Origin of the sequence: Yokenella regensburgei, from assembly GCF_003634235.1 — a bacterium.
In the GTDB taxonomy this organism is placed as follows: domain Bacteria; phylum Pseudomonadota; class Gammaproteobacteria; order Enterobacterales; family Enterobacteriaceae; genus Yokenella; species Yokenella regensburgei.
This window is the reverse complement of record NZ_RBIZ01000003.1, coordinates 1,451,044-1,473,682: the sequence shown is the minus strand read 5'-3', so window position 1 is coordinate 1,473,682 and position 22,639 is coordinate 1,451,044. Positions and strand designations below refer to the sequence as shown.

The following is a 22,639-nucleotide window of genomic DNA, read 5'->3' as shown; positions in this document are numbered from 1 at the left end:
CATATCAGTGAGTGAATCAAATTTCCCAGGGGGATTTCGCCGGGCCAGATTTTTGTTCCTGCGCGTCGCTCGCGCGGGAAAGCAACTCTGATTTCAATATCTCCAGATTATTGATTGCCGAATGGGTGTCACCCCCGACAAGAATATCCAGAACGGTATCAATACGTTGGGCGACCTGGCGTGCATCGAGATCGGACATGGCATGATCCTGCAGATAAAAAGTAATGAATTCAATGATGCAAAAAATAACGACAAAAGAGAAGCGAAAAAAAATCAGACTGAAATGCAAAACGTCGAATCAATAAACATTATTAATTGCTGAGCCTGCATATCTCGGGGGCCATGGCTGGATTAGGCTAATCGTGCGCGTAATGCGCTTTTTTCTATGAGGAACCTATCATGACAGTCATTAATCAGCCTACCTGTAAACTGTTCACTGATACTGAACGTTTCACCCAGCTCTCTGCATATTATGAAGAGGAACGCCGTACCGTCTGGATGATGCTGCGTGCCCAACCACGCCCCTGTTTTAACCACGTCCTCATTGAAGAGATCATGAATCTCTCGTGGCTGGTGAAGCAGTCTGGCTTTGCGGTGGATTTTTGGGTCACAGGATCTCTGGTCTCGGGTATCTATAACACCGGAGGGGATTTACGCTTTTTCGTCGAATGCATTCGCAGCGGTCGACGTGAAGCGCTGCGGGCTTATGCCCGTGCCTGCGTGGATTGTGTCCATGCGGCTTCCCGGGGTTTTGATACTGGCGCATTAACGTTGGCAATGGTTGAGGGCAGTGCGCTTGGCGGCGGCTTTGAGGCGGCGCTGGCGCACCACTTTGTCCTTGCGCAGCGTGATGCCCGAATGGGCTTTCCGGAAATCGCCTTTAACCTGTTCCCGGGAATGGGCGGTTATTCTCTGGTCAGCCGTCGGGCAGGGATGAAGCTTGCAGAACAGCTTATCTATCTGGGGGAATCGCACACCGCGGAGTGGCACGAGCAGCACGGTCTGGTTGACGTTCTGTTCGAACCGCACGACGGGTATGTGGCGACAAGAACCTTCATCGATACGCTGCGGCCGAAGCTTAACGGTGTTCGCGCCATGTTGCGTGCACGCCAAAGAGTGATGCAGCTGCCGCGTAGCGAACTGATGGATATTACTGAAGACTGGGTTGATGCGGCGTTTTGCCTGCAGGATAAAGACATTGCCTACATGGAACGTCTGGTCCAGCTGCAAAATCGCCACAACTCGGTTGTTTTGCGTCAGGCCAGTTAACGGGTTTTCCGTGACTGACGACGCTTAAACCATCGCTCGAAAACGGCTGCGGGCATGGGCTTGGCAAATAAGTATCCTTGCCGTTCGTTGACGCCGTTCTTGGTAAGAAAGGCGTCTTCTTTTGCGCTTTCTACCCCTTCTGCAATCACCTGTAAGTTGAGCGCCTGCGCTACCGCTACGATCGCCCTGACCAACGACTGCGAGACCGAATGTTTGTGAATATCGCGCACAAACGACTGATCGAGCTTAATGGCATCGATGGGGAAGCGGGCCAGCTGCGACAGCGACGAATAACCGGTGCCGAAGTCATCCAGATGCACCTGCGCACCCAGCTTGCTGAACTGCTCTATCACCGACTGCGCCAGCTCACCGTTTTCAATCAGACAGCTTTCCGTCAGCTCTACATCGATAGGGCAAAACTCGAGGTTTAAATCGTGCAGTGCCTGTTTCAGGTCGCTGAAAATAGTTTGATCGGCCAACTGGCGGGCAGAAACGTTCACCGCAACCCGCAGATCGATACCTTTCTCGCGCCAGAGCGCCACCTGCCGCACGACGTCGAGCATCACCCAACGCCCAAGCGGTACAATCAGCCCCGACTCTTCCGCGTAGGAGATAAACTCCAGCGGTGGGATCAGCCCGCGCTCCGGCGATTGCCAGCGCACCAGCGCTTCGAGGCTACGCACCTCGCCACGCCAGGTCACTTTCGGCTGATAGTGAATAACCAGTTGGTCGTTTTCCAGCGCTTTGCGCAGGTTGGTGTCGAGCCACAAATACTCAAAGACGCGCTGATTCATTTCCGGGGAGAAGACGCAAAACTTGCCGCGACCGCCTTCTTTGGCGGTGTACATCGCGGTATCCGAGTTGCGGATGAGGCTCTCGCGATCGGTACCGTGCTGCGGGGCAAGTGAAATCCCCAGCGAACAGCCGGTATAGACTTCGATAAGTCCGATGCGGAAGGGGTCGCGCAAACGAGTGAGGATCCGTGACGCCATGGCCTCCAGCGAGCTCTGTGAGGAGTCGGTAGCCAGTACGATAAACTCATCACCACCCAGACGTGCCAGCGTCTGGCCCTCTTCCAGACAGCTCAAAATCGATAAGGCGACAGACTGCAGCAGCTGATCGCCAAACATATGCCCGTAGGCATCGTTTACTTTCTTGAAGTTATCGAGGTCGAGATAAACTACGCCGACCTGGGTGTCACCGCGAAGCGTGATGGCATCGCTAATCATCTCATTGATAGCGTTACGGTTTGGCAACCCGGTAATGGTGTCGGTGTTCGCCAGCACCCGCAGTCGTTCCTGGGCGCGGCGCTCTTCGGTGATATCCGTACCCGAGCAGATAAGGAAAATTTCGTTCTTGCCGCTGCCGCTATGGACGAATTTATTGCGGAACAGGAACAGACGCTGCCCTTTGCGGGTCTTTATCCAGCGTTCCACCTCGTAGGAGCTGCCGTTACGGAAGAATCCGGTGATATTTTTTTTCGACGCCGCGGCTTCAGCACGGCTCATGAAGAGCTTAAAGACGTTCTGGCCGATAACTTCATGCTCTTTCAGGCCGGTGTATTCCTCGCAGAGGCGATTAAAGCGCTGAATATTGCCTTGTTTATCGAGAATGACGATAACCGAGTTGGCTTCGGAAACCACCTGCTCGGCAAAAGAGAGCCCCTGGACCAGATCGCGGGCCACCGAAGTGGTATCGGCCCAGGCTGATGCGGTGCCTGCCCACTGGGATTTACTGATTTTACGCCCCACCAGGTGCACGGGAACGTCGTTGCCATACAGCGATACAGACATGGTGATACTTGAGGTGATCACCGTCATCTCACGTATTGAATCCGCCTGACTCGCGTTCAGCGCCACGACCTGACGAGTATCCGTACCCTCAGTGGCGGACAAGTGCAGGGCGTTGCTGTCTGCGGATAAACGCCAGTATGGACTGGTGGTTCCCAGGTAGCGATAGAGCAAGTTTTGCTCCAGATCCTCACTCATGCTTTCTCCCAACCCGCTAAAGCGCAACAGTTAGTCATTGTTATTGATTTGCACTGAAATCACTCTTTTATTGTGAACGGTTTTACTGTTTTTTGGGGAAAAATTTTGTACAAGCTGAGACGGAAGAGAAGTGAAAACGAGAGGCTTCCGGGCGGAAGCCTCTGCGAGGGGGATCAGGCGAGCGGGCGGGCGATAACGCTACGGGTTTCCATGCGAACTTCCGCGATGGTGACATCGATAACGTCAGTCACTTTGTAAGCCACTTCTCCTTTGATCTGCACGGTGCCGTTTTCCTGGCTGCAGACCATCTCGTCACGCACGGCGTGCAGGAACGGGGCCGGAATAAAGGCCACTGCGCCGTTATCCACCAGACGAACGCGCATCCCACCACGGCTGATGTCGATGATCTCAGCAGCAAAGCGGGTGTCGGTACCGGCTTTCGGGCTCAGGAAGCGGGCGTACAGCCAGTCGGCCACATCGCGCTCGGCCATGCGGTTCAGGCGACGACGTTCGGCCATCTGTACGGTTATCTCATCCTGCGGACGAGCGATGGTTTCACCTTTCACGATAGCCTTCAGCAGACGATGGTTAACCATGTCGCCGTACTTACGGATAGGTGAAGTCCAGGTGGCGTAGGCCTCAAGCCCCAGGCCGAAATGCGGACCTGGCTCGGTACTGATCTCGGCAAATGACTGGAAGCGACGAATACGGCTATCGAGGAAGCCAGAAGGCTGAGCATCCAGCTCGCGACGCAGCTTGCAGAAGCCCGGAAGCGTCAACACTTCCTGCGGATCAACGTGTACGTCGTGAGTTTTCAGCAGGGCAGCAAGCTGCTCGCTGCTGGCCGGATCGAAGCCGGTATGCACGTTGTAGATACCAAAGCCGAGCTTATCGCGCAGCACGCGGGCGGCGCAGATGTTGGCGGCAATCATGGATTCTTCCACGATGCGATTCGCAATGCGACGCGGTTCAGCAATGATATCCAGCACGTCGCCTTTCTCGCCGAGCACGAAACGGTAGTCCGGGCGATCTTTGAACACCAGCGCATGGGTTTTACGCCATTCGCTACGCTGCTCGCAGACGCGCTTGAGCAGCGTTATCTGACCGGCAATGCGCTCGTTCTCAGGTTTCCAGTCGCCGGTATTCTCCAGCCAGTTAGACACATCGTCATAAGCGAGCTTAGCTTTCGATTCGATGGTGGCGGCGAAGAACTCGATGTCATCTTCAATGGTGCCGTCGGCGGCGATGGTCATGCGGCAGGCCAGTACCGGACGCACTTCGTTGGCGCGCAGCGAGCACAGGTCGTCAGACAGCTCGCGCGGCAGCATCGGGATGTTGAAGCCCGGCAGATAGTTGGTGAAAGCACGCACTTTCGCGCTCTCATCAAGCTTGCTGCCTTCTACAATCCACGCGGTGGGGTCAGCGATCGCAACGGTCAGATGCAGCTTGCCGTCCTGCGCATCTTCTACGTACAGCGCATCGTCCATATCTTCGGTGCTGGCGCTGTCGATGGTGACGAAATCAAGCGAGGTGAGGTCGCGGCGGACAAGCCCTTCGTCCTGCATCTCGGTGGCGACGCCGTTCGGCGCTTCTTTCTCAAGATTATGACGTGCAAGGGTGACCCACCACGGTACGAAGTGATCTTCGCCGTAGGTAATAAACTGGGTGAGCTCCGCATAGAAGCTGCGGTCGCCCTTTAGCGGATGACGGCGCATTTCTGCTACGGCCCAGTCACCCTCTTTAAAATCGTGTTCAACGCCACGGGCAGCGCGGCACTGAATGGCATCTTTCAGCAATGGATGGTCAGGAACGATAGACAGACGGTCGTCTTTTCTCTGTACACGGCCAACGAAGCGCGTCAGGAACGGCTCAACCAGCTCTTCCGGCTCTGCGCTTTCGCGGTCTTTTTCGCTGTGAATGACGGCGATAACGCGGTCGCCGTGCATGACTTTCTTCATTTGCGGCGGCGGAATAAAGTAGCTTTTTTGGGCATCAACTTCGAGGAAGCCGAAGCCTTTTTCCGTGCCTTTGACGACGCCTTCAGCACGAGGCGTCTGGGAATGCAGTTGCTGTTTTAGCTGCGCAAGCAGCGGGTTGTCCTGAAACATAGTCATGTATTTTCGTGGCCAAATAGCAGCTGACTGTTTTACGCGATTCTCACTGCCTCAGCAAGCGTTCTTTCGGCTTTGCCCCCGGATCCTCTACATTTCTCAGGGCTATTTTTAAACGGTTTAACCAGCTCTGTAATCCACTCCAGGCGAGAAGGCTAACGACCTCATGACTCGCGTAGCCCAACGCTCCCAGTCGGATGACTTCGTTCGCGCTCTCTTTAATTCCGGCATCGGTAATATTTACACCATGAATATCAGGAACACGCTCCTGTAACGACGACGCCAGGGCGGTGAGCTGCGTCAGTACGACCGGCTCATAAACCAGCTGCGGCGTCAGTTCCGTCAGGTTGTGAAGGCTGGCGGGCGTATTTATCGCATCTTCAAGGGCAGGCATGCCGGGGAGCCAGCGGACAGGAGAGCCGAGCTGCGACTGCAGCACGGCCAGTACTCGCGCCTGGAAACCAACAAAGCCGATAATCTGATTAATAAGCACAATATCGAACGCCGTCAGCCCAACCTCATCAAGCTGCGCGTACGCGCTGTCGTCAATCACGGACGGTGTGCCGGAGAGCTGGCGCGCATACTGGGTGATTTGTGCCAGGCGGCGGTTGCTTTCGCGCGACGAATCCGGCCCCGGCAGCGGGGTTAATCGCGCTGCGTAATGGTTGCACAAACGCTGCACGCCAAAAACCTGAGCGACGGTGAGCGCGGTGCTCAAACGGTCATAGGCGCTGAAGGTTTGCAGACGCGTGACCGTCACCCCCTCGGGGAATAACGTATCGCATAACGCTCTGGCCGGCTGTAGCCAGACGTCGCAGGCGGTAAGAAGCGAATCGGGTACACAGAGATCCAACAAAAACCGACAATCGACGTGGGCGGCTTCCGGCACCAGAGGAAGCACCTCCAAAGGATTCGAGCGGGACTGGGTTTCATGATACCACTGGCTTTTGCCGTTAACGCGGCGCTGCTCCATGGGCATTCCTTGATCTGAAAGTGGCGATCCAGACGCAAAAAGGCCACTTCGCCGGATCGTTTATGAATGAATATCCTGGCTTATGGGGGCAAAAGGAGAAAATATTGTTCGGTGATAACAAATAGCAGAACGGAATAACGCGAAGGGAGGGGAAAGGAGAGACCCTCTTCACAGCGTGAAGAGGGTTCGGGAAATTATTTAATTTCCAGTTCGTTCATTGCTGCGATGTTGAAACCGCCATCAACGTGAACGATTTCGCCGGAGATGCCGCCGGAGAGGTCAGAGCACAGGAATGCTGCAGTGTTGCCCACGTCTTCGATGGTCACGGTGCGACGGATCGGGGTAACCGCTTCGCAGTGTGCCAGCATTTTACGGAAATCTTTGATACCGGATGCCGCCAGGGTGCGGATCGGGCCTGCAGAGATACCGTTAACACGAACGCCTTCCGGGCCCATGGCGTTAGCCATGTAGCGCACGTTAGCTTCCAGGGAGGCTTTCGCCAGACCCATCACGTTGTAGTTCGGGATAGCGCGCTCTGCACCCAGGTAGGACAGGGTCAGCAGGGCGGCGTTCGGGTTCAGCATTTCGCGGCAGGCTTTCGCCATCGCCACAAAGCTATAGGAGCTGATGTCGTGAGCGATTTTGAAGCCTTCACGGGTAACAGCGTTCACATAGTCGCCGTCCAGCTGATCGCCCGGTGCGAAACCGATGGAGTGCACGAAACCGTCAAATTTCGGCCAGGTTTTTGCCAGCTCACCGAACATTGCGTCGATGCTTTCGTCTTTCGCAACATCACATTCCAGCACAATGCTGGAATCCAGCTGAGCTGCAAATTCTTCTACGCGGCCTTTCAGTTTGTCGTTCTGATAGGTGAAGGCCAGTTCTGCGCCTTCGCGATGCATCGCCTGAGCGATACCGTAGGCGATGGACAGTTTACTGGCTACGCCAGTGACCAGAATGCGCTTACCGGAAAGAAAACCCATAGCATGTAATCCTTATAGTCATTACTTATTCTTTGCCTTTAGTATCAAGCAGTTAAAGGCAAAATTTCAAAGTCATTCGAAATTAGCTGGAAATTATAGCCCACGCGCTGCTTCGTGTGTCACTTAATTTTCCAGAATCTGCAAAGTATATCATCCCGACCAGGCTTCGCCTCATCCAACCAGCGCGGCAAAAAGAGTTGACGTTATTGCGGTTTCGTCTTTACTGCTCTAAGGGATGAACAGTATTGAGGGGCATAGTGAAACAACATTCAGTGGTTTATACGTTGTGTTTTGTTGGGGGATGCATGGACTGCATCAGCTTCCTCTTGTTATTCCATACGCTACTCGGGCTTATGACCTTTAACACCATGTATGGCGTTATTGGGCTCCTGAATCCCGACAGCGGTATCCACATCGGCTTCCATCTCTATCTGGTGGGCTTCTTTATTATCTTCGTGTTTCTGTTCAAGCTTATCCACGAGCGGTATCGCCTGCGGCAGGGACTCTCGAATTACGCTTATATCAACCTCGAAGCCATCATTATCCTGGTTTACGCCTGCCTCGGAAGTTACGCCTTGCGGAATCAGTTATTAGCCGCGGACGGCTGGATTGCGTTTTCGATTGCCTGTCTGGGGATGATCCCGGTGTATCTGCAAAATTATGTCATCAGCCACAACCATAGCCTGCAAACGGGTACCGTTCTGATGACCGGGAATTACGTCAATATGGTGGGAAATCTCCTGGCACTATGGTCGGGAAAGGCCGACAAAGACGCGCTGAAGCACTATATGAAAGTACACGCCAGTTTTATTCTGGGCGTGGCGGTGATGGCACTGGCGTCGCAGTGGTTTGATTTTCTGGCGCTATTACTGCCCTGCGCGCTGCTGGCGTTACACAATGTGTGCCAGCAGCGGCAGGTCAATAAACTGACGGGCTAGCGATCTTTGCGCCAGGCATCGGCGGTTAACGCTTCGCCAAAATGACCGGCAATCAGGCGCTTGGTCAGGTCGTGAAGGGGAGAGGCCAGCACATCGGCGGTGCTACCGCGTTCAACCACTTCACCCTGATGCATCACCAGCACCTGATCGCTAATGTGCTTCATCATACCCAGATGCTGAGTCACATAGATGTAGGAGATCCCCTGTTTTTCCTGCAACTCCAGCATCAGATTGACTAACTGCGAGCGCATCGACATATCCAGCGCCGCCAGCGCTTCGTCGCAGACAATGACCTGCGGGCGCAGGATCAGCGCACGCGCCAGGCCCAGACGCTGTTTCTGTCCCGGCGCCAGCATATGCGGGTAGTAGCTCGCGTGATCGGGCAGCAAACCTACCATACGCAGCGTTTCCACGATTTGTTTCTGGCGGTCTTCGGCATCGAGATCCGTGTTAAGGCGTAGCGGGAAATCCAGAATCTGCGAAATACGTTGACGCGGGTTTAGCGACGTCGACGGATCCTGAAAAATCATGCGAATGCGCTGGCTACGAAACGAGTAATCGCCGAAGTGCAGGGGATGATCGTCAATCAGCAGCTCGCCGGTGGTGGGTTCAATCATCCCGGCCAGCATTTTGGCGAGCGTCGATTTCCCTGAACCGTTTTCACCAATGATTGCCAGCGTCTGTTTTTCACGCAGGGTAAAACTCAGCGGTTTGACCGCTTCAACCGTCTGGCGATGAAAGAGACCCGTGCGATAGCGGAAGGTCTTACTGAGGTTATGGACTTCCAGTAGCGACTCGGCCATTTCACTCTCTCTCCATGTTTAACGGGAAGTGGCAGGCGTAGAGATGATTCTTCGCCCCTTTCAGGCGCGGTGTCTCAATACATTCGCGCTGCGCATACGGGCAGCGTGGCCCCAGGCGGCAGCCAATCGGTAACTGCTCAAGCAGTGGAATAGCGCCCGGCAGCGTATTCAGGCGGCTTTTGTGCGGCATCGCGCTGCCGAAATCCGGAATGGCGCGGATCAGCGCCTGGGTATACGGATGGTGCGGCATGGTGATCAGCTCTTCGCTGAGCGCTGTTTCCACCGTTTGCCCGCAGTACATCACGTTCACCTTATCGGCCCACTGGCTCAACATTTGCAGGTCGTGGCTAATCAGCAGAATGGTGGTGTTGTTGTTCTGATTAAGCCGCGTCAGCAAACGGAAAATCTGCGCCTGAGTCGTTGGCTCCATGGCGTTAGTGGGCTCATCGGCAATCAGCAGGCGCGGCTGGTTAGCCAGCGCAATGGCAATCATCACCTTCTGGCATTCACCGTCGGTGAGCTCGTAAGGGAAGCTGCGCATCGCGTCTTTGTGATCTTTAATGCCCACACGGTGCAAAAGCTCAATGGCGCGGCGTTTGCGCCAGCCCACGCGCTGCCACCAGCGGCCTTTGAACGTCCAGCCGGGAATGTTCTGCATCAGCTGACGGCCAATGCGTTCGGAAGGGTCAAGACAGCTCTGCGGCTCCTGGAAAATCATCGAGACGTTGTGGCCAACGAGCTTACGACGCTCGCGCGGCGACAGGCGCAGCAGATCGATATCGTCGAAGCGCATACGGTCGGCGGTAACGCGCCAGTTGTCCTTGGTCACCCCGCAAATCGCTTTAGCGATGAGGCTTTTACCGGAACCAGATTCACCGACCAGGCCGCGGATCTCGCCTTCAGCAAGCGTCATGCTGACGCGGTCGACGGCTTTAACCCAGCTGTCTCCGGCTTTAAATTCAATGGTCAGGTTGCGGATATCAAGTAACGGCATTATTGCACCCCCGCAATAATCGCGCGGCGGATGCCGTCACCGAGCAGGTTCACCAGCAGAACGCTAATCATAATCGCAGCACCTGGCAGCATGACCGTCCACGGTGCAACGTAGATAAGCTCCAGCGCATCGCCGAGCATCGCGCCCCATTCCGGCGAGGGGAGCTGAGCGCCGAGGTCGAGGAAACCCAGTGCGGCGATATCGAGGATAGCCATCGACAGCGCGCGGGTGACCTCGGTAATCAGTCCGGAGGCGATGTTCGGCAGGACCGCAAACCACAAAATATTCAGCGTTGAGGCACCGTCAAGACGGGTGGCTACCACGTACTCTTTTTCCAGTTCGTCGTGCACCATGCTGTAGACGGAGCGCACCATGCGCGGCAGCAGCGCCAGCCAGACGGCAAACATCGCGTGCGTCAGGTGCGGCCCGGCAAAGGCGACAACGATAATCGCCAGCAGCAGCGTCGGGATGGACAACAGGGTATCGAGAATATGGTTCAGCACCGCCGAGCGCAGGCCGTGAGTAGAGCCGGCAAGCACACCCAGCAGCAAGCCGAAGAGGGTGGCCGCGAGGGTGACCACGAAGGCACCGCCGACGGTAGGCGCGGCACCGCTCAGCAGACGGCTTAGCACGTCACGGCCCAGATCGTCAGTACCGAGGAAGAATGAAACTTCCCCGTAGCGCGACCATGACGGCGGCATCAGCTGATAGCCAAGGAACTGCTGATCAATGCCGTAAGGGGCAAACCAGCTGCCAAAAATGCACAGCAGCGCCAGGCCTGCGCAGCCGTACAGGCCGATCATCGCCGTGGTGTCGCCATAGAATTTACGCCACACGGTGCGCAGCGCGCCAGGCGGGCGCTTCTCTAAATAGACGCTATCGTAAGGCATACCATTCCTTATGTTTCAGCGGATTTGCCATGGCGCCCAGCACGTCGGAGAGCACGTTCACAATAATCACCAGTGAGCCAATAAGCATTACACCGGCAGAGATGGCCGCGTAATCCTGTTGGCGAATGGCGTTAATCAGCCAGCGGCCGAGCCCCGGCCAGCTAAAGACCACTTCGGTGATCATCGCCAGGGTCAGCATGGTGGAGAATTGCAGACCCAGACGCGGGATCACCGGCGGCAGCGCGTTATGCAGCACATGACGGCGTAAAATGGTCAGGCGCGACACGCCGCGCGTGGTGGCGGCCTTCACGTAGTTTGAATCGTAGACATCAATGGTGCTGATGCGCATCAGACGAATCACTTCCGTTGTCGGAGCCACGGCCAGCGTCAGCACCGGCAGCACCATGTGGCGCAGGGCACTCATGATCATCTCATCGCGCCACGGCGAATCTGAAAGCCAGGCATCAATCAGGGCGAATCCGGTGACGTTTTTCACTTCATAGAGTAAATCAAAGCGCCCGGAGACCGGGAACCAGCCCAGCGTTAATGAGAAGAAGAGGGTCAGCAGCAATGCCAGCCAGAAGACCGGAATCGAAAAGCCCATCAGCGCCATGGCGCTAATAATGTTGTCCTGCCATTTGTCGCGGGTGATCCCGGCCAGCATCCCAACCGGGATCCCGACCAGCAGCGCAAATCCAAACGCCAGAACGCACAGCTCCATGGTGGCTGGGAAGACTTCTTTTAGCTGCTCGGAAATCAACTGGCCGTTGATGCTCGAGACGCCAAAGTCCCAGTGCAGTACGCCGTCGAACCAGAACAGCCATGCGTTCCACAATGATGCGCCCTGCAGCGGGGCATGCGGGGTGAAATAGTTCAGGCTAAAGCCGATAAAGGTCAGGAAAAAGAGCGTAACCAGCAGCAACAGCAGGCGGCGCAGGGTAAAGATGATCATGGTTTTTTCACCTCTTTTTCTTTTTCCCTTGAGACGCCGGCAAACGAGGCGTTACCGAACGGGCTCAGCACCAGGCCTTTGATATCATAGCGGTAGGCCTGCAGGCGCAGCGATGACGCCAGCGGCAGCACCGGCAGGTCACGGGCGAGGATCTGCTGCGCTTCGTCGTAGGCATCGATGCGCGATGCCAGCTGCTGTGAGATCAGCGCCTTTTGCAGCACGCTGTCAAACTCGCGGTTGCACCAGTGGGCGAAGTTAGTCTGTGAGCCAATTGCCGCGCAGCTCAGCAGCGGGCGGAAGAAGCTGTCGGGATCGTTACTGTCGGTGGCCCAGCCGGTGAGGGTCAGATCGTGGTTCATGTCCATCAATCGCGCCTCCTGGAAACGGCCTTCTACCGGAACTATCACCACCTTCACCCCCACCTGTGCCATATCGGCCTGGATAAGCTCAGCGGTTTTCAGCGGGCTGGGGTTCCACGCCTGAGAACTGGTCGGCACCCACAGGCGCAGCGTCATGTTCTCAAGCCCCAGCGCTTTAAGCTCGGCCCGGGATTTCTCCGGGTTGTATTCGGTAATTTTAGCCTCATTATCGTAAGCCCACGACGCGCGTGGCAAAATCGAGGCGGCGGTTTCTGCCGTACCGTAGTAGATGGACTGCATCAGACGCTGGTTATTGATGGACAGCGCCAGCGCATGCCGTACCGCCGGGTTATTCAGCGGCGGCTTGTCGGTATTGAAGGCCAGATAAGCGATGTTCATCCCCGGACGCAGGGTCAGGCGCAGACGTGGATCGTCACGCAGAATGGTTAACTGGCTGGCGGCGGGCCAGGCCAGCACATCGCACTCACCGGTCAGCAGTTTAGATAAACGACCGGTACCCCCGGATCCTAAATCTACCACCACCTGTGGCATCAGCGGTTTGCCGCGCCAGAACGCATCATGGCGCTGGAGACGAATGTACTGTCCGGCGCGATACTCATTCAACTGATACGGCCCGGTGCCGACCGGCTGGCGGTCGAGCAGCTCCTGGCTGCCTTCCTGGCTCAGCTTCAGTGCGTATTCGGCGGACATGACCGAGGCATAGTGGGTTGCCAGGTGCCAGAGGAAGGAGGCATCCGGATTCTTTAAACGGAACTCGACGGTGTGGCTGTCAATTTTGCGTACGCTCTGCACGCTGTCAGAAAATTGCAGGCTGTCGAAGTAGGGGAAATTGTCGCCGTTAACGTAATGCCACGGATGATTGCGGTCGAAAATGCGCTGGAAAGTAAAGACGATATCATCGGCGTTCAGCGCCCGGGTGGGTTTAAACCACGCGGTGGTCTGGAACTGCACGTTGTTACGTAGATGGAAACGGTAGGTCGCGCCGTTGTCGAGCACTTCCCAGCTCTCTGCCAGTTCGGGTACCAGACGGTAGGTATACGGGTCGACATCCAGCAGGCGGTCGTAGAGCTGCGCCGCCAGCGTATCGACGATAAGGCCGCTGCTCACCTTCTGCGGGTTGAAGGTATTGACCTGACCATTCACGCAGTAGACAAAGCCGCTGTCGCGGATGTCGGCACGTGCGGGCTCCTGCGCCACGGGGGCGGGGGCGGCGAAAACCTGACCACACAGTAATCCGGCCGTTGCCAGCAGGGATGACAATTTTAGTCGCATAATTTCTTTGCATTTTAGGCTGATCTGCAAAGTGTATCGCACTTAGGGGCGCCAGGTACAAATGTTGCGACTAACTGGCGCAAAAGTCGCCAGTGGTCGCGGTTTAAAGCTGATGTTTTTTCAGTAACGCCCGCAGCTGATGATAGGTCAGCCCCAGTAATTCAGCAGCGCGCTTCTGATTAAACTTTGCTTCCTGCAGGCTCTGCTCCAGCAGCGTTTTTTCCTGCTGATGCTGGAACTCGCGTAAATCGATGGGTAACGACTGACCCGGCGGTGCTTCAGGCGTCGCGGCAGCGGTAGCGGGGCGATGAAACGGGTCGAGGATAATCGTATCCAGTGGAAACTCGCTGGTGCCGTGACGATAAACCGAACGCTCGACCACGTTTTTCAGCTCACGGATATTTCCCGGCCAGCGGTAGCCGAGCAGGGTGGCGTGGGCGTGATCGGTGAAACCCGGGAACAGCGGCAGCTTCAGCTCGCGGCACATCTGAATGGCAAAGGTTTCCGCCAATAGCATGATGTCGCTTTGTCGCTCGCGCAGCGGCGGGAGTTGCACCACGTCGAAGGCCAGCCTGTCGAGCAGGTCGGCGCGGAAGGTGCCAGCGCTCACCATCTTTGGCAGGTCAGCGTTGGTGGCGCACACCAGGCGCACGTTAACCTGCAGCGGCTGGCTGCCGCCCACGCGCTCGAGCTCCCCGTATTCAATGACGCGCAGCAGTTTTTCCTGCACCAGCATCGGTGCCGTGGCCAGCTCATCAAGAAACAGCGTACCGCCGTCGGCGCGCTCAAAGCGGCCAGGGTGACGTTTTTGCGCCCCGGTAAAGGCACCGGCCTCGTGGCCAAAGAGCTCAGAATCCAGCAAATTCTCATTCAGCGCCGCGCAGTTGAGCGAAATAAATGGCCCGTCCCAGCGTGACGAGAGAAAGTGCAGGCGGTTGGCAATCAGCTCTTTACCGGTGCCTCGCTCGCCGATAATCAGCACCGGTTTATCCAGCGGCGCCAGGCGCGAGACCTGTTCCAGCACCTCAATAAAACTGTTGGCTTCGCCGAGCAGGTTATCTTTGTGTTCCATCATGATGAAATTGACCACTTGTTGGTGTGATTCGCCAGATTACTGTAGTTCTCTGATGTATGAATTGCAATCAGTTCATTGAAAATCAATAAGATAAAAAGTTGGCACGATGTCTGCATTAAGAATTCAGCAGGGCACCGCCCGATATCAGAACTGTGAGGATTTAAATTATGGGTATCTTTTCTCGTTTTGCCGACATCGTGAACGCCAACATCAACTCGCTGCTGGAGAAAGCGGAAGATCCGCAGAAGCTGGTGCGCCTGATGATTCAGGAAATGGAAGACACGCTGGTTGAAGTTCGCTCTACCTCCGCCCGTGCGCTGGCAGAGAAAAAACAGCTGTCCCGCCGCATTGAGCAGGCGACGCTCCAGCAGGCCGAATGGCAGGAGAAAGCCGAACTGGCGCTGCGTAAAGAGAAAGACGATCTGGCGCGTGCTGCGCTGATTGAAAAACAGAAGCTGACCGACGTTATCGCGACGCTTGAGCATGAAGTGACGCTGGTGGATGACACTCTGGCGCGCATGAAAAAAGAGATTGGTGAGCTTGAGAACAAGCTGAATGAAACGCGCGCTCGCCAGCAGGCGCTGACGCTGCGCCACCAGGCGGCAAGTTCATCCCGTGACGTTCGTCGTCAGCTGGACAGCGGCAAGCTCGACGAAGCCATGGCGCGTTTTGAATCCTTCGAGCGCCGTATCGATCAGATGGAAGCGGAAGCGGAAAGCCACAACTTTGGCAAACAGAAGAATCTGGACCAACAGTTTGCGGAGCTGAAAGCGGATGATGAAATCAGCGCGCAGCTGGCAGAGCTGAAAGCCAAAATGAAGCAGGATAATTAATAATAATACGTTGGCGACGCGACGTTTCGCGTCGCCAGACCATCATCTGTAAGGAGTACATATGAGCGCGCTTTTTCTTGCCATACCGCTGACGCTGTTCGTGCTATTCGTCCTGCCGGTCTGGCTGTGGCTGCACTACAACAACCGCTCAAAGCAGGGTGGATTGTCGCAGAGCGACCAGCAGCGATTACTGCAGCTGACTGACGACGCAAAACGGATGGGCGAGCGCATTCAGTCGCTGGAAGCGATTCTTGATGCCGAGCATCCGAACTGGAGAGAATAATAATGGCTGGACTGGATCTGAACAAAAAGCTGTGGCGTATCCCGCAGCAGGGTATGGTCAAAGGCGTCTGCGCCGGGATTGCCCACTATCTGGACGTGCCGGTCAAGCTGGTGCGCATTATTACCGTGTTGGCGATGATCTTTGGTCTGTTCCTGTTTGTAGTAGCGGCATACATCATTCTGACTTTCGCCCTCGACCCGATGCCGGACAGCGAGCTGCACGGCGAAAGAATTCCATCCAGCGGTGAACTGCTGGATGCCGTAGACGCCGAGCTTGCCGCCGGTGAGCAACGTCTGCGTAATATGGAACGCTATGTCACGTCGGATACCTTCACGTTGCGTAGCCGCTTCCGTCAGCTATAAACCACGGTGTTACTAACACGAGGCGAGTCATGAACAACAAATGGCAACAGGCAGGACAAAAAGTGAAACCGGGGCTGAAACTTGCCGGTAAGCTGGTACTGCTGGGCGCATTACGCTACGGCCCGGCGGGTATCGCTGGCTGGGCGGTGAAATCGGTCGCTCGTCGGCCGGTGAAAATGCTGCTCGCGGTGGCGCTTGAGCCGCTGCTGGCCCGACTGGCCCGCCGAGTTTCCCGTGGGATGAACCGCGCGATGAAGTAACGCGCCGCGGCACAGCGAGGGCTGTGCCGCCGACTTTTATTTCACCCTTTACATCTTCCTTGCTCGTCCCCATGTCATATCTCTATTAAAATCAACCTACAAACTCCTTCAGGCATAACAGGATGGCGATGAAGCGACTGAAATCCGAATTAAACGCGCTGGTGAACCGTGGGGTAGACCGTCACCTGCGACTGGCGGTGACCGGGCTGAGCCGCAGCGGCAAAACCGCGTTTATCACCGCAATGGTTAATCAACTGCTGAACGTACACGGTGGGGCACGTTTGCCGCTGCTGAGCGCGGTAAGGGAAGAGCGTCTGCTCGGCGTGAAGCGCGTCCCGCAGCGCGATTTTGGCATCCCGCGTTTTACTTATGACGAAGGGATTGCCCAACTGTACGGCACGCCACCCGTGTGGCCGACGCCGACCCGTGGCGTGAGCGAGATCCGTCTGGCGTTGCGTTTTCGCTCCAACGATTCGCTGCTGCGTCATTTCAAAGACACCTCAACGCTGTATCTGGAAATCGTCGACTACCCCGGTGAATGGCTGCTCGACCTGCCGATGCTGGCGCAGGATTACCTGAGCTGGTCGCGGCAGATGGTCGGGCTGCTGCAGGGGCAGCGTGGCGAATGGTCGGCGCAGTGGCGCAAACTCTGCGAGGGTCTGGATCCGCTGGCACCTGCCGATGAAAACCGGCTGGCGGAAATCTCTGCCGCGTGGACCGACTACCTGCATACCTGTAAACAGCAGGGCATGCACTTCATTCAGCCCGGGCGCTTCGTGCTGCCGGGCGACATGGCCGGAGCCCCGGCGCTGCAGTTCTTCCCGTGGCCGGATGTGGATGCGGTGGGTGAAGCGAAGCTGGCTCAGGCTGATAAACACACCAACGCCGGGATGCTGCGCGAACGCTTTAATTACTACTGCGAGAAAGTGGTGAAAGGGTTTTATCGCAACCACTTCCTGCGTTTTGACCGCCAGATTGTGCTGGTGGACTGTCTGCAACCGCTGAACAGCGGCCCGCAGGCGTTTAACGATATGCGGCTCGCGCTGACGCAGCTGATGCAAAGTTTTCACTACGGGCAGCGCACGCTGTTCCGCCGCCTGTTTTCCCCGGTTATCGATAAGCTGCTGTTTGCCGCGACCAAAGCCGATCACGTCACCGTCGATCAGCATGCCAACATGGTGTCGTTGCTCCAGCAGCTGATTCAGGATGCATGGCAGAACGCGGCATTTGAAGGGATTGCGATGGACTGCCTGGGGCTTGCCTCGGTGCAGGCGACGCAAAGCGGGCTGATTGAAGTGAACGGCGAGAAGATCCCGGCGCTGCGCGGTCATCGCCTGAGCGACGGCCAGCCGCTAACGGTATACCCGGGTGAAGTCCCGGCGCGTCTGCCCGGCCAGGCGTTCTGGGAAACGCAGGGCTTCCAGTTTGAGAACTTCCGCCCGCAGGTCATGGATGTCGATAAACCGCTGCCGCATATTCGCGTTGATGCGGCGCTGGAGTTTTTGCTTGGAGATAAATTGCGATGAACGAACCGTTAAAACCGCGGATCGATTTCGCCGGTCCGCTGGATGTGGAAAAGCACGAGCAGTTTAAAACGGCGCAGACCTTTGCCGCTGAACAGGCTGAAACTTTTGCTCCGGCGCTCAGCGAAGAGGCGTTGCCGGAAGAGGGCGCCGCCGAGGCGGTGGTTGAGGCCGCGCTACGTCCGAAGCGCAGCCTGTGGCGGCGGATGGTCACCGCCGGGCTGGGGCTGTTCGGTATCAGCGTGGTTGCTCAGGGCGTTCAGTGGACGGTTAACGCCTGGCAGACGAACGACTGGGTGGCGCTGGGGGGCTGTGCCGCCGGGGCGCTGATCATCGGCGCCGGGGTAGGTTCCGTCGCAACGGAATGGCGCCGTCTGTGGCGTCTGCGCCAGCGCGCGGAAGAGCGCGATGAAGCCCGCGACCTGATGCACAGCCATGGCACCGGTAAAGGCCGGGCGTTCTGCGAAAAGCTTGCTCAACAGGCGGGAATTGACCAGTCGCATCCGGCGCTGCAGCGCTGGTATGCCGCCATCCACGAAACGCAAAACGACAGGGAAGTGGTGAGCCTGTACGCCCATCTGGTCCAGCCGGTGCTGGACGCCCAGGCGCGACGTGAAATCAGTCGTTCGGCGGCGGAATCGGCGCTGATGATCGCCGTCAGCCCGCTGGCGCTGGTAGATATGGCGTTCATCGCCTGGCGTAACCTGCGTCTCATCAATCGTATCGCCACGCTGTACGGCATTGAGCTGGGCTACTACAGCCGCCTGCGCCTGTTCCGCCTGGTGCTGCTCAATATCGCCTTTGCGGGAGCCAGCGAACTGGTGCGTGAAATTGGGATGGACTGGATGTCGCAGGATCTGGCGGCGCGTCTTTCCGCCCGCGCTGCGCAGGGCATTGGGGCGGGGCTGCTGACCGCGCGTCTCGGCATTAAAGCAATGGAGCTCTGCCGCCCGCTGCCGTGGATAGATAATGACAAACCGAAGCTCGGCGATTTCCGCCGGGAGATCGTCGGTCAGTTGAAAGCAACCGTGAGTAAGAAACCGTCCTGACAGGCGTATTCCCTTCCTGTTTTACCCCTTTCCCTGGTCGACAGGGAAAGGGCGCTCAGCGGATGACGCTGCGCGATTTTGATATTGAACAATGAGCCCGCCGTTTTGCTTACCCTCCCTGTTTTTTCTGTTTTATATTACCCCTAAATAACCATTCATATTATGCGGGTAATTTATCTGGTGACCCGTTTACCACCACAGAATCATTAGCTTGAAATACAGGGAGTGGGTATGCACGAAAAAGATGTCGATAAACCGCTTTATTTGTTAATCGCTGACTGGGTGATGGCGGAAAATCGCTGGGTCACCGCCAAAGAAATCGCCCGGCAATTCGAGATTGACCACTGTAAAGCCATTAATACCGTCTCCTACATTCTTGCCGAAGTGGGGGAGATAGAATGTGAAACCAAAACGATCCCTAACCAGCTGGAAGGCCGGGGATGTCAGTGCCAGCGGTTGGTGCGCGTGAATGGAATAAGCAAACTGTTGTACGACCGTCTTAAGTCTCCGGCGTCGGTGAAAAGTACGCTATGTTCTGGTACGCCGGGCAGTGCTGTACCGCCGGGTGAACTCAACCGGGAGCAAAAGTGGCAGTGGATGCTGTCCAAAACCCAGCGTCGTTAAACGGCGGGCTGGAAGGAGAAACAGGCGCCTGGCGCCTGTTTTTTTGTTAGCGCAGGTGCTTTGGTTGCACCGCTGTCGTGCCGCGCAGCCGTGGGCGATGGGGTTCTGCCTCAGCAAGCGGTGTCGTTTCTCGTAACCCGTGGCGACAGCGCCCGACGAGATTCTGGTACTCACGGGTGTTCAGGCGCTTCCAGTGCAACTCGTCGTCGGAGACATCCCGCAGATAGCGGGCGGGAGACCCCACCAGCAGCTGTCCGGGAGCCCCTGAAAAACCCGCTTTAACGAAGCTCATCGCCGCGACAATACTCCCGGCGCCAATCTGCGCGCCGTCCATCACCACGCTGTTCATACCAACCAGAGCTTCCCGTCCGATGATACAGCCGTGCAATACCGCGCCGTGGCCGATATGCCCGCACTCCTGCACCACGGTATCGGTGTCACAATAGCCGTGCATAATGCAGCCATCCTGGATATTCGCTCCAGCTTCGACGATAAGCCGCCCGTAGTCACCCCGCAGCGACGCATGTGGCCCAATGTAAACCCCGGCACCGATGATGACATCGCCAATCAAGACTGCGGATGGGTGAACCCAGGCGCTGGGGTGAACGACCGGCACCAGGCCTTCAAACGCATAGTAGCTCACGAAATGACTCCTTTGGATTAACGTCCCTGCCAGCGCGGTGCGCGTTTCTCGGCAAAGGCCAGCGGGCCTTCCGTTGCGTCCGCAGAGTGCAGCACCGCCGGATAGTGCCTGAGCGCGCCGCTGCGCATCAGCCGGTAGCCTTCCTCAACGGAGAGTTCTGCGGTAGCGCGGCCAATCTCTTTTAGCGCCGCCACCGCCAGCGGGGCGCTGTTGACGATATCAGCGGCAAGCTGGCGGGCACACGCCATCAGCTCACCGGCGCTGACCACACGATTGACTATCCCCCAGCGCAGCGCTTCTTCTGCGTCCATGCGCCGCCCGGTCATCACCATGTCATTGACGATAGCCGGGGGCAGGATTTTAGGCAGCCGTAGTATGCCGCCGCTGTCAGGGACGATGCCAAGGCTTGCCTCCGGCAGGGCAAAGCTTGCGGTGTCGCTGCACACAATCATGTCGGCGGCCAGCGCCAGCTCAAAGCCACCGCCGAAGGCATAGCCGTTCACGGCGGCAATCACCGGTTTATCGAGAGTGAAAATTTCGGTGAGGCCAGCAAAACCGCCGGGACCGAAATCGGCGTCGGGCGCCTCGCCTCCGGCGGCCGATTTTAAATCCCAGCCCGCGGAGAAAAAACGCTCCCCCGCGCCGGTAATAATGGCGACGCGCAGAGCAGGATCATCCCGGAACTGCAGAAAAACTTCGCCCATCTCCATGCTGGTTCTGGCATCTATCGCGTTAGCTTTTGGCCTGTCGAGCACGATTTCCAGAATGCCGCTGTTGCGGGTCAGATGTAATGATTCGCTCATATTTTTATCCCTTTAAATAAAGACGTTATTGCAAATATTTTTTAATCACTTTTCCTGAGCAGTTGCGCGGCAGGTCCGGGCAAATCTGCACAAACGACGGCACTTTGAATTTCGCCATATTTCGTTCGCAATAGCGGAAGAATTCCTCTTCGCTGAGGGTTTCGCCTTCGAAAAGCACAACAAATGCTTTGATCGCCTGATCGCGAATAGCATCCGGAATACCAACGATGGCCACGTCCTGAATTTTGGGATGTGAGGAGAGGATGTTTTCAATTTCGCTGCAGGAGACATTCTCCCCGCCGCGTTTGAGGATATTGCAGCTGCGATCGACGAAATAAAAATAGCCTTCAGCGTCGTGATAGCCGTAGTCGCCGGTATGCAGCCAGCCGTTGTCCCATACCCTGGCGGTGGCTTCCGGTTGGTTGTAATAGGCCTTAAACAGCGTTTTCCCCGGGATGCCTCTGACGCAGATTTCACCAATCTCTCCGGCCCCCAGCACCTGATTCTGGCTATCGCGGATCTGCGCTTCATAACAAAACCCGGGACGTCCAATGGAGGGCCAGCGCCGCTTGTCGCCGGGGCGGTCGCCTATCAGGCCGACGATGGTTTCCGTCATGCCATAAGAGGTCAGCAGCCTGACGCCGAAACGTGCGATAAAGCGGTCTTTTTCCTCAACGGAGAGATTGAGGTAGAAAAGCACCTCGCGCAGGCGATGCTGTTTTTCGTTATCGGCGAGGGGCTGCGCCATTAGTGTGCGGATCATCATGGGAATGCATTCGGTGACCGTCGCCTGGTACTTCAGGATCTGTCCCCAGAATGCCCGGGCACTGTACTTCTCGAGCAACACAAACGTGGCCCCCGCCGAGAAAGCCGCCATGGCGGCAGTACACTGACAGTCAATATGAAATGCTGGCATGACGGTGAGGTAGACATCGTCGCTGCGAAGCTGACATTGCCAGGCGGTGTAGTACCCGGCAAAGCGCAGGTTGTAGTGGGTGATGACCACCCCTTTGGGCCTTGAGGTGGTGCCCGAGGTGAACAGAATTTCTGCCGTATCCTCCACACTTAGCGCAACGGCGTGGAGGAGCTCCGCAGGCTGTCGGGACTGCTCATGCCGAAAATCGAGGGTGCGCGCGCAGGTCGCAATAGGTGTTTGCCTGATAAGCAGAATCTGTTCCAGCAACGTGCCGTTCTGCGCCAGGATCTGCTGATAGGCAGGATAAAAATGGCTGGTGGTCACCACCATCCTGGCCTGGCTCTCTTGTAAAAGCCAGGTGCACTCTTCGCCGAGCAGTCGGGCATTCACCGGCACCATCACCGCGCCAATTTTCGCGAGCCCAAACCAGCAGAAAATAAACTCCGGACAGTTGTCCAGGTGCAGGGCAACCTTATCGCCTTTCTGGATCCCAAGCGATGAAAACAGGTTGGCGGTACGGTTTATTTCCTGATTCAGACCCGTGTAGCTGAAGTGCTCTGTTTCACCCTGAGCGGACTCATAAATGAGTGCCGTTTTATCGCCGTAAACATCAGCTAAATCGTCCCACATCTGACCTAAATGTTGTCCACCAATGACATCCATTGCGCGCGTATCCTGTCAAATCGCTGAATATTCAGGTCTGGCCTGAACCCTT

The 22,639-nt window shown here is 56.6% G+C and carries 23 protein-coding genes; 9 read left to right on the top strand and 14 right to left on the bottom strand.

What is annotated here, in order from left to right:
- Nucleotides 1-16: 16 nt before the first annotated feature.
- The gene (yciZ, locus tag C7387_RS07215; protein ID WP_166791161.1) at nt 17-199 is read right to left on the bottom strand and encodes a protein YciZ/DeoL; all 183 of its coding nucleotides are present in this window, start codon (nt 197-199) and stop codon (nt 17-19) included.
- Nucleotides 200-399: 200 nt separating this feature from the next.
- Here yciZ and C7387_RS07210 point away from each other — a divergent pair, with 200 nt between their 5' ends.
- On the top strand, nt 400-1,269 hold the full coding sequence (locus C7387_RS07210) for a crotonase/enoyl-CoA hydratase family protein (protein ID WP_006819729.1): 870 nt from the start codon (nt 400-402) through the stop codon (nt 1,267-1,269).
- Here the strand turns inward: C7387_RS07210 and pdeR are convergent.
- The 4 genes from pdeR to fabI form a co-directional block, all read right to left on the bottom strand.
- Nucleotides 1,266-3,257 carry a cyclic di-GMP phosphodiesterase gene (gene pdeR, locus C7387_RS07205; protein ID WP_006819730.1) on the bottom strand — a complete coding sequence of 664 codons (1,992 nt, stop codon included), beginning with the start codon at nt 3,255-3,257 and terminating at the stop codon, nt 1,266-1,268. The genes C7387_RS07210 and pdeR overlap by 4 nt on opposite strands.
- 173 nt (nt 3,258-3,430) lie before the next feature.
- Entirely contained in the window at nt 3,431-5,365 is a 1,935-nt protein-coding gene (locus C7387_RS07200; protein ID WP_040903977.1) for an exoribonuclease II, read from the bottom strand.
- 49 nt (nt 5,366-5,414) lie between these two features.
- Nucleotides 5,415-6,341 (bottom strand): CMD domain-containing protein, encoded by a 927-nt coding sequence (locus C7387_RS07195; protein ID WP_120816391.1) that lies wholly within the window; start codon nt 6,339-6,341, stop codon nt 5,415-5,417.
- 194 nt (nt 6,342-6,535) lie between these two features.
- A complete protein-coding gene (gene fabI, locus C7387_RS07190) occupies nt 6,536-7,324 on the bottom strand; it encodes an enoyl-ACP reductase FabI (protein ID WP_006819733.1) in 789 nt (262 codons plus the stop codon).
- A gap of 257 nt (nt 7,325-7,581) precedes the next feature.
- Here fabI and C7387_RS07185 point away from each other — a divergent pair, with 257 nt between their 5' ends.
- Nucleotides 7,582-8,262, top strand: a complete 681-nt coding sequence (locus C7387_RS07185; protein ID WP_134436951.1) for a DUF1275 family protein — start codon at nt 7,582-7,584, stop codon at nt 8,260-8,262.
- Here C7387_RS07185 and sapF read toward each other — a convergent pair.
- The 6 genes from sapF to pspF form a co-directional block, all read right to left on the bottom strand.
- Nucleotides 8,259-9,065: a putrescine export ABC transporter ATP-binding protein SapF gene (gene sapF / locus C7387_RS07180; RefSeq protein WP_006819735.1), complete on the bottom strand. Its 807-nt coding sequence runs from the start codon at nt 9,063-9,065 to the stop codon at nt 8,259-8,261. The two genes, C7387_RS07185 and sapF, sit on opposite strands and share 4 nt — an antisense overlap.
- A gap of 1 nt (nt 9,066) precedes the next feature.
- The gene (gene sapD / locus C7387_RS07175) at nt 9,067-10,059 is read right to left on the bottom strand and encodes a putrescine export ABC transporter ATP-binding protein SapD (protein ID WP_006819736.1); all 993 of its coding nucleotides are present in this window, start codon (nt 10,057-10,059) and stop codon (nt 9,067-9,069) included.
- Nucleotides 10,059-10,949, bottom strand: a complete 891-nt coding sequence (gene sapC, locus C7387_RS07170) for a putrescine export ABC transporter permease SapC (RefSeq protein WP_006819737.1) — start codon at nt 10,947-10,949, stop codon at nt 10,059-10,061. The genes sapD and sapC overlap by 1 nt, the downstream gene beginning before the upstream one ends.
- Complete coding sequence (gene sapB / locus C7387_RS07165; RefSeq protein WP_006819738.1) at nt 10,936-11,901, bottom strand: putrescine export ABC transporter permease SapB; 966 nt, start codon at nt 11,899-11,901, stop codon at nt 10,936-10,938. Before sapB ends, sapC begins: the two co-directional genes overlap by 14 nt.
- The gene (sapA, locus tag C7387_RS07160; RefSeq protein WP_006819739.1) at nt 11,898-13,553 is read right to left on the bottom strand and encodes an ABC transporter substrate-binding protein SapA; all 1,656 of its coding nucleotides are present in this window, start codon (nt 13,551-13,553) and stop codon (nt 11,898-11,900) included. Before sapA ends, sapB begins: the two co-directional genes overlap by 4 nt.
- Nucleotides 13,554-13,656: 103 nt before the next feature.
- Nucleotides 13,657-14,643 carry a phage shock protein operon transcriptional activator gene (pspF, locus tag C7387_RS07155; RefSeq protein WP_166791160.1) on the bottom strand — a complete coding sequence of 329 codons (987 nt, stop codon included), beginning with the start codon at nt 14,641-14,643 and terminating at the stop codon, nt 13,657-13,659.
- Nucleotides 14,644-14,795: 152 nt separating this feature from the next.
- On the opposite strand from pspF, the gene pspA reads away from it, so the two are divergent.
- The 7 genes from pspA to caiF all read left to right on the top strand — a co-directional run bounded on the left by pspA (nt 14,796) and on the right by caiF (nt 19,562).
- Nucleotides 14,796-15,461: a phage shock protein PspA gene (pspA, locus tag C7387_RS07150; protein ID WP_006819742.1), complete on the top strand. Its 666-nt coding sequence runs from the start codon at nt 14,796-14,798 to the stop codon at nt 15,459-15,461.
- Between the two features lie 61 nt (nt 15,462-15,522).
- On the top strand, nt 15,523-15,744 hold the full coding sequence (pspB, locus tag C7387_RS07145; RefSeq protein WP_006819743.1) for an envelope stress response membrane protein PspB: 222 nt from the start codon (nt 15,523-15,525) through the stop codon (nt 15,742-15,744).
- 2 nt (nt 15,745-15,746) lie between these two features.
- Nucleotides 15,747-16,106 carry an envelope stress response membrane protein PspC gene (pspC, locus tag C7387_RS07140; RefSeq protein ID WP_038257855.1) on the top strand — a complete coding sequence of 120 codons (360 nt, stop codon included), beginning with the start codon at nt 15,747-15,749 and terminating at the stop codon, nt 16,104-16,106.
- A gap of 29 nt (nt 16,107-16,135) precedes the next feature.
- Complete coding sequence (gene pspD / locus C7387_RS07135) at nt 16,136-16,366, top strand: phage shock protein PspD (protein WP_006819745.1); 231 nt, start codon at nt 16,136-16,138, stop codon at nt 16,364-16,366.
- 128 nt (nt 16,367-16,494) lie between these two features.
- On the top strand, nt 16,495-17,892 hold the full coding sequence (locus C7387_RS07130; RefSeq protein WP_038257891.1) for a YcjX family GTP-binding protein: 1,398 nt from the start codon (nt 16,495-16,497) through the stop codon (nt 17,890-17,892).
- Complete coding sequence (locus tag C7387_RS07125; RefSeq protein ID WP_006819747.1) at nt 17,889-18,938, top strand: YcjF family protein; 1,050 nt, start codon at nt 17,889-17,891, stop codon at nt 18,936-18,938. Before C7387_RS07130 ends, C7387_RS07125 begins: the two co-directional genes overlap by 4 nt.
- A gap of 231 nt (nt 18,939-19,169) precedes the next feature.
- A complete protein-coding gene (gene caiF / locus C7387_RS07120; RefSeq protein ID WP_006819748.1) occupies nt 19,170-19,562 on the top strand; it encodes a carnitine metabolism transcriptional regulator CaiF in 393 nt (130 codons plus the stop codon).
- A gap of 46 nt (nt 19,563-19,608) precedes the next feature.
- Here the strand turns inward: caiF and caiE are convergent, their stop codons facing one another.
- From caiE to caiC, 3 genes are read right to left on the bottom strand one after another with little or no spacing between them, the layout of a single operon-like run.
- On the bottom strand, nt 19,609-20,205 hold the full coding sequence (caiE, locus tag C7387_RS07115; protein ID WP_120816389.1) for a carnitine operon protein CaiE: 597 nt from the start codon (nt 20,203-20,205) through the stop codon (nt 19,609-19,611).
- A gap of 17 nt (nt 20,206-20,222) precedes the next feature.
- Nucleotides 20,223-21,008 carry a crotonobetainyl-CoA hydratase gene (gene caiD / locus C7387_RS07110; protein WP_120816388.1) on the bottom strand — a complete coding sequence of 262 codons (786 nt, stop codon included), beginning with the start codon at nt 21,006-21,008 and terminating at the stop codon, nt 20,223-20,225.
- A 25-nt stretch (nt 21,009-21,033) separates the two neighbouring features.
- Complete coding sequence (gene caiC, locus C7387_RS07105) at nt 21,034-22,587, bottom strand: crotonobetaine/carnitine-CoA ligase (RefSeq protein ID WP_120816387.1); 1,554 nt, start codon at nt 22,585-22,587, stop codon at nt 21,034-21,036.
- Nucleotides 22,588-22,639 lie beyond the last annotated feature (52 nt).

Bases quoted from the DNA above. Each gene is read 5' to 3' on its own strand.
- pspC (WP_038257855.1), top strand. From the start codon at position 15,747: ATGGCTGGACTGGATCTGAACAAAAAGCTGTGGCGTATCCCGCAGCAG.
- C7387_RS07200 (WP_040903977.1), bottom strand. From the start codon at position 5,365: ATGTTTCAGGACAACCCGCTGCTTGCGCAGCTAAAACAGCAACTGCAT.
- caiD (WP_120816388.1), bottom strand. From the start codon at position 21,008: ATGAGCGAATCATTACATCTGACCCGCAACAGCGGCATTCTGGAAATC.
- pspB (WP_006819743.1), top strand. From the start codon at position 15,523: ATGAGCGCGCTTTTTCTTGCCATACCGCTGACGCTGTTCGTGCTATTC.
- sapC (WP_006819737.1), bottom strand. From the start codon at position 10,949: ATGCCTTACGATAGCGTCTATTTAGAGAAGCGCCCGCCTGGCGCGCTG.
- yciZ (WP_166791161.1), bottom strand. From the start codon at position 199: ATGTCCGATCTCGATGCACGCCAGGTCGCCCAACGTATTGATACCGTT.
- C7387_RS07195 (WP_120816391.1), bottom strand. From the start codon at position 6,341: ATGGAGCAGCGCCGCGTTAACGGCAAAAGCCAGTGGTATCATGAAACC.
- fabI (WP_006819733.1), bottom strand. From the start codon at position 7,324: ATGGGTTTTCTTTCCGGTAAGCGCATTCTGGTCACTGGCGTAGCCAGT.
- sapB (WP_006819738.1), bottom strand. From the start codon at position 11,901: ATGATCATCTTTACCCTGCGCCGCCTGCTGTTGCTGCTGGTTACGCTC.
- caiC (WP_120816387.1), bottom strand. From the start codon at position 22,587: ATGGATGTCATTGGTGGACAACATTTAGGTCAGATGTGGGACGATTTA.
- C7387_RS07130 (WP_038257891.1), top strand. From the start codon at position 16,495: ATGAAGCGACTGAAATCCGAATTAAACGCGCTGGTGAACCGTGGGGTA.
- pspA (WP_006819742.1), top strand. From the start codon at position 14,796: ATGGGTATCTTTTCTCGTTTTGCCGACATCGTGAACGCCAACATCAAC.
- sapA (WP_006819739.1), bottom strand. From the start codon at position 13,553: ATGCGACTAAAATTGTCATCCCTGCTGGCAACGGCCGGATTACTGTGT.
- caiF (WP_006819748.1), top strand. From the start codon at position 19,170: ATGCACGAAAAAGATGTCGATAAACCGCTTTATTTGTTAATCGCTGAC.
- C7387_RS07210 (WP_006819729.1), top strand. From the start codon at position 400: ATGACAGTCATTAATCAGCCTACCTGTAAACTGTTCACTGATACTGAA.
- pdeR (WP_006819730.1), bottom strand. From the start codon at position 3,257: ATGAGTGAGGATCTGGAGCAAAACTTGCTCTATCGCTACCTGGGAACC.
- sapD (WP_006819736.1), bottom strand. From the start codon at position 10,059: ATGCCGTTACTTGATATCCGCAACCTGACCATTGAATTTAAAGCCGGA.
- sapF (WP_006819735.1), bottom strand. From the start codon at position 9,065: ATGGCCGAGTCGCTACTGGAAGTCCATAACCTCAGTAAGACCTTCCGC.
- pspD (WP_006819745.1), top strand. From the start codon at position 16,136: ATGAACAACAAATGGCAACAGGCAGGACAAAAAGTGAAACCGGGGCTG.
- C7387_RS07125 (WP_006819747.1), top strand. From the start codon at position 17,889: ATGAACGAACCGTTAAAACCGCGGATCGATTTCGCCGGTCCGCTGGAT.